We start from the raw sequence: 5,929 nt of genomic DNA, 5'->3' as shown, positions 1-5,929 counted from the left end.
CGTGGCGTTCTGCGGTGCCGTGCTCATTGTATCTTTCCTGATCCCGGTCACGCAGCTGTTCGTCTGGGCGGGCTGGACCTATAACGATGTGCTGCTTACAGCCGATTTTCGGCAATTGACCTATAACACCGTATCGGTGGGGCTGCTCGCTACAGCGGTCATTATGCTGCTGGCGGTCATCGTAGGCAATGTGAGCCGCATGATGAACAACCGGGTCGGCTATGCGATCGCCAAAATCACGACCACCGGGTACTCTGTACCGGGCGCCATCATCGCGATCGGCGTGCTGTCCCTTTTCATCTGGCTGGATGAGCGTCTCGCGCCGTTGTACGGCTGGATGGGCAAAGGCGAAGCGCCGCTCGTGCTTAGCATGTCGCTGGTCATGCTGGTCGTCGCTTATGTCATCCGGTTCACGGCCACAGGCTATAACAGCGTCGAAGCGGGCTTCGAGAAAATCGGCATGAAATATACTGAGGCTTCCCGGATGCTGGGCGCAGGCATCACGAGGACCTTTTTCGGAGTGGACCTGCCTTTGATCAAGGGCTCCTTGCTCAGCGGCGTGATTCTCACGTTCGTCGAGATCGTAAAGGAGCTTCCGCTGGCAATGTTGCTAAGGCCGTTTAACTTCGATACGCTGGCAACCAAGGCTTATCAGTATGGAAGCGATGAACGGATTTTCTCGGCTGCGGTTCCGTCGCTATTCATCATCGGCGTCAGCACGATATCGATCATCATTTTTCATCATGTGGGAAAGAGAGTGATGCAATGAGCTTTGTCGCGATTCACAAATTGTCGTTCACTTATTCCAGAAAACAATTATCCGTTATCGATCAATTTTCATTCTCCATGAGCAAAGGGGAGATTGTCGGTGTGGTCGGTGAAAGCGGAAGCGGCAAAAGCACGTTGCTTCGCTTGATTGCCGGGCTGGAAACGCCAGCAGAGGGCAAGATCGATATCTCGCAGCGTACGGTCGTCGACGTTCGAACCTTCATTCCGCCTGAGCAGCGCGGGGTGGGGATGGTTTTTCAGGACTATGCCCTGTTTCCGCATCTCACCGTCGCCAAAAATATCGAGTTCGGTTTGCATCGTTTCTCCAAGGCAGACCGCCAGGCGCGTCTGAAGGAAATGATTGAGCTGGTGCAGCTGACTGGCCTGGAAAATCGCTATCCGCATGAACTGAGCGGCGGACAGCAGCAGCGTGTCGCACTCGCCCGCGCCCTTGCCCCGAAGCCGGCATTGCTGCTGATGGATGAGCCGTTCAGCAACCTCGACGTGGACTTGAAAGCGGCGATTCGGGCCGAGCTTCGCGACATACTGAAAAAAGCGGAGATGACCTGTCTGCTCGTCACTCACGACCAGCAGGACGTTGACGCGATATGCGAGCGTACCGTCCGCATCGGACAGTTCGCGTAAGGCAGCGTAGTCCGTGCGGCATGCCGTGAAACAAGAGAACCCTGACCGCAAGGTCAGGGTTCTCTTCGTTGTGGCGCGGCGATCAGCCTTTTACTTCTCGTCTCCTTGTTGGTAACCTGCGGCGCTTCCAGAACCGTCCGCTTGCGAAGGTAGTGCAGTCATTTGTATGATGAAAACAATGGATAAACGGACGGAGAGGGGAGACGGAGTATGGATGCGGGATTTTCGGGGCTGCAGCCGCAATCGCTGCGCCAGGTGCCGGAGCTGAAATATGTGAACGCCGAAAATGTGGTGCGCTACCGGGCCATTATGCGTTTCTTTTACCAGGAGTATAAGCGGTTAAGGTATTGGTTGAAGCCTGAAGAGGTGTTTGCGGGCGTGAGCGAATGGAGCGTATGGCCGGGCTACACGCTCGAGCAGTGTCAGACGGATCTGGATCAGCTGGTGGAGTGGCAGAACCTGACGGCCAGGCATGACGGGGGGCGTTCGACGACACTGGCGGAGTACCTGAAGAAAAAAATGCAATATTTGCTGCGTCCTTATTCCATTGAAATTGAGAGATTGCTTGAGACGCTCGAAAAGGTGACGGGCTACGGAGGTTCGCTGGAAGCCTCCTTGTTCGATACGATTGCGGACAAGCTGTTTGCCGTTCGCAGGGATGCCGGTCAACTGGAGCCGGAGACGGCGCTTGAGCTTTGGAATATACTCTACCGATCGTTTGTCAGCCTGCACGAAAACGCTGCGGATTATATCGCCAGCCTGCATACCGCCAAGGCCGAGGAGATGATGGTGGCCGAAGCGTTTCTGGTTTTCAAGGAGAAGCTGACGAATTATTTGCAGAATTTCGTGCAGGCCCTGCAGCGAAGCGCCTACAAAATCGAAGGCAATCTGCTGCGGATCAACGATAATGTCCGCGATATGTTCCTGGAGAAGGTCGTGGAAGGAGAATTGAACAAGCCGCGGCTTGAGGATGTGCCCGATCGGCAAGCGCTGTTGAAGGAGCTTCGGCAAGGCTGGGACAACATTCAGCGCTGGTTTATCGGCGAAGGCGGTTCGCCCAGCGAGCTTACGCTGCTGGAGCGCGCAACCAAGGACGCGATCGCGCGGATCGTCCGGAGCGCGATTCGGATTCAGGAACGCAAGCGTTCCGGTCTAAGCCGCAAAAAGGAGCTGGAGCATCTGGCCCGCTGGTTCGCGGGCCTGCATGTGATGGATGATGCCCACCGTCTGGCGGGATTCGCTTTTGGATTGTTTCCGACGCGTCATCTGCAAGGGGAGGACCTGCGCGATTCGGACCGGGCCGATATGTCGATGTGGGAGGAGCGGCCTACGGTGCGGACACTTCGTTCGCGCAGCCGGAAGCGCGGCGAGCGGCAGCAGTCCGAGCCGGTGCGCGACAACGAGCAGCGGAAGCAGCGGGAACGGGAAGCGTTCCTGCTGCGGCAGGCGGAGGAGTGGAACGCGATCGAAGCGCTTTTGGCGAAAGGAAGGGTGCGGATCTCGGAGCTGGGCGAGGTGCCGAGCCAGACGCGGCTGCGGCTGCTCCACTGGATCGGCCGGTGCATGACGGCCGGGTCGAACCACTCCTTCGTGACGCCGGAAGGCGTCCGAGTTCGCATGACCAATCCGCGTACGGAACAAAGAACCGTCCTCGTCTCGGAGGACGGCGAGCTGCATATGGCCGATTATGAGCTGGTATTTATACTGACGGATGCTGCGAGGGAAGCGGCGGCCGCGAGGATAGAGGAGTGAGGGGAATCTTCATGGCTGCATCGGGGAAATCGGCAGTAAGCAGGGTCGGCCGCAGCCGGGCCGGAGCGGAGCAGGCGGCGGAGCGCAAAAGAGCTTGCGTTCATGCGTTGCTGAACCGGCCGTGGGTCGCGAAGAGCGAGGACCCGGAGCTTTATTTTGCCGTCAAGGACTACTATGAGGAGCTGCGCGATTGGTTTATGGACAAAGCGGGCTTCCCGCTTCTGATGACCCGGTCGATCGCCAAGCTGGACAAGGCGCCGGTTAAAGCTTTGCCGTGGATGGGCTTTCCGGAGTTTCGCGAACCGAGAGACTATGTGTTTTTCACGTATGGGCTGTGGTATCTGGAGAGCAAGACGGAGCTGGACCAATTTCTGCTCTCGGATATTGTGGAGGAGATCCGGGATCAAATGGCCGGCGAGGGGCTGGATGCGGATTGGACGATCTATCATCATCGGCTGTCGATGGCGCGGGCGCTCAAGAAGCTGAAATCGCTCGGCGTGCTGCATGCAGTAGATGGCGATGAAGGTGACTGGGCGCAGAACCGAGAGAAGAACGCGTTGTTCGAATGCTCGTCGAATACGCGCTACGTGCTGCGCCGGTTTCCGAAGGACCTGACCTCATACAGCCGAATGGAAGAGTTGTCTGATCCGATTCCGTACGCGGATACGCAGGACGGACAGGCGATGCGCAGACGGCATCGGGTGTACCGCAGGCTGCTGCTGGAGCCGGCCGTACCGGATGCGGAATGGGACGAGGAGGAGGACCTGAATTACGTACGGTGGCAGCGGCGGGCCATTATGGATCAGCTCGGGAAAACGTTCGGTTGGGAAGGGCGACGGTACCGGGAAGGGCTGCTGTTTTTTCACCCGGAGCTGACGAGCGAAGCCGCATTGTTCCCGACGCTGTCGGGGGTTTCCGACCTCGCGCTGCTGGTTGCCGGAGAACTGCGAAGGCAGCTCTATGAAGAGGGCAGCGGAACGTACACAGAGCCTCATGGAAGCATCCGGGTTACACGGGCCGAGATGGAGACGATTCTATACAAGCTGCATTTACGGCATAAAGAATATTGGAGCAAGGAGTTTCGCGAGTCGTCCTCTCAGGAGTTGGCGGACCTGTGCATCGCGCATTTGGAGGACTGGCGTCTGGGGTCATGGGAGGACTCGGCGCATTTTCTGATCTCTCCGGTGCTGGGCCGCTGGAATGCGGAATATGCGAACACGGATTTTGACGGGTGATTCGGAATAAAGCATCGGCAGACGAGCCGAGGCGTTTGGCTGAAATTAGCCCATTGGGCGTGCGGGGTGACAGACAATGGCGGATGATCAAAAGAGAGGCGCGGAGCGGACGGATGCGCGTTGGCGGATGAATCGCGTCGGCATTCTGAACTTCTGGTATTACGACGAAGAGGAATTTCAGTTGGAGGATGGCCGGCTCATACTGCGCGGCGCCAATGGCTCGGGCAAATCGGTTACGATGCAGAGCTTCTTGCCGCTCGTGCTGGACGGAGACAAACGGGCGCACCGGCTCGATCCGTTCGGATCGCGGGATCGGCGCATCGAGTACTATTTGCTGGGGGAAGAGGACGGCGGTAAAACGGATGCAACCGGCTACTTGTGGATGGAATTTCACCGCCCGGATACCGGGGCGTTCAAGACGATCGGCATCGGCCTTCGGGCAAGGCGCAACGCTGCTCAGGTGCAGTTCTGGGGATTCCTGCTCGAGGACGGGCGGCGGATCGGGTATGACTTCTGGCTCTACGACCGGAACGATTGGCTGGAGAGGGGCGACCGGATTCCGCTCGACCGAAAGGATTTAGAGGGCAGAATCGGCGCAGGCGGGCAGGTCGTTCACGATCAAGGCTCTTATCGGGAACTCGTCAACAAGCAGTTGTTCGGCTTTGCCGAAACGGAGGCTTTCCAGGATCTGCTTCAGCTCATGATTCAGCTGCGAAGCCCGAAGCTTTCGAAGGATTTCAAGCCTTCCGCGATATATGATATTCTTCATCAGGCGCTGCCGCCGCTGGTGGAGGATGAATTGCGCCCCTTGTCGGAAGTGCTGGAGGATATGGACCAGCTCGCCGACCGGCTGGATGAAATCCGGGTGCACCGCAAGGAGATGGCCGGGCTGCAGGAGAGCTATGACCGTTACAACAAGCATGTGCTTTATTTAAAAGCGGGCGAGCTGCTGGAAGCAAAGTCGGAACACGACGTTTATGCGGCTCGGGCGCAGGCGTCTGCACTTGCGCTGGAGGAAGCGGAACGGGACAAAACGGCTGCACAAGGGGAACGGGGGCGCATTCAAGAGCGGCTTCAGGCGATCAGCGTCGAGCGGAATGTGCTGGAGAAGCATGAGGCAATCGGCAAGCAACGGGAGTTTGAGAGTGCGTCGGCATCGCTCGAGGATATGGAGAAGCAGTTGGAGCGTTCGCGGGAGCGGGAACAAAAAAGCCGCCTGCGGGAGGATAAACTGAACCGGGAGCGGGCACAGTCGGCTGACCGGCGATTGGCCGCACGTCGTGAGCAGGAGGCGACTCTGGAAGAACTGGAGTCCATGGCGCAGGAGATGGAGTTCGCCGAGCATCCGGTCTATCATCGCTATTGGATGCCGGACATCCCGGCTGATGAATCGTGGCGGGAAGCCTGGCGGCGCGATGTGAAAGGCCATCGGGAGCGTGTGGAAACGGCGGCGGGCAAGGCGCGCCAGGAGCGGGAGTCGGCCGTATTGGCCCGGGAGCGGGAGACGGAGCTCGGCGAAGCGAGCCGGC

General features: G+C 58.4%; 4 protein-coding genes and 1 pseudogene. All 5 read left to right on the top strand.

The window, feature by feature from the left end; translation table 11 throughout:
• Nucleotides 1–769, top strand: a 769-nt coding sequence (locus tag BG52_RS12695) for an ABC transporter permease (protein ID WP_144340816.1), incomplete at its 5' end; no start/stop codon positions are given.
• On the top strand, nt 766–1,413 hold the full coding sequence (locus BG52_RS12690) for an ABC transporter ATP-binding protein (RefSeq protein ID WP_036667392.1): 648 nt from the start codon (nt 766–768) through the stop codon (nt 1,411–1,413). The genes BG52_RS12695 and BG52_RS12690, both read left to right, overlap by 4 nt.
• Before the next feature lie 210 nt (nt 1,414–1,623).
• Nucleotides 1,624–3,165 carry a TIGR02677 family protein gene (locus BG52_RS12685; protein ID WP_036667390.1) on the top strand — a complete coding sequence of 514 codons (1,542 nt, stop codon included), beginning with the start codon at nt 1,624–1,626 and terminating at the stop codon, nt 3,163–3,165.
• Nucleotides 3,166–3,176: 11 nt separating this feature from the next.
• Complete coding sequence (locus BG52_RS12680; RefSeq protein ID WP_036667389.1) at nt 3,177–4,400, top strand: TIGR02678 family protein; 1,224 nt, start codon at nt 3,177–3,179, stop codon at nt 4,398–4,400.
• A gap of 76 nt (nt 4,401–4,476) precedes the next feature.
• Nucleotides 4,477–5,929: pseudogene (locus BG52_RS12675) on the top strand (TIGR02680 family protein); the annotation flags it as partial.

This window comes from Paenibacillus darwinianus (genome assembly GCF_000598065.1).
GTDB classification, from domain to species: Bacteria; Bacillota; Bacilli; order Paenibacillales; family Paenibacillaceae; genus Paenibacillus_I; species Paenibacillus_I darwinianus.
The sequence above is the reverse complement of the archived record's forward strand: the minus strand, read 5'-3'. Positions and strand labels throughout refer to the sequence as shown.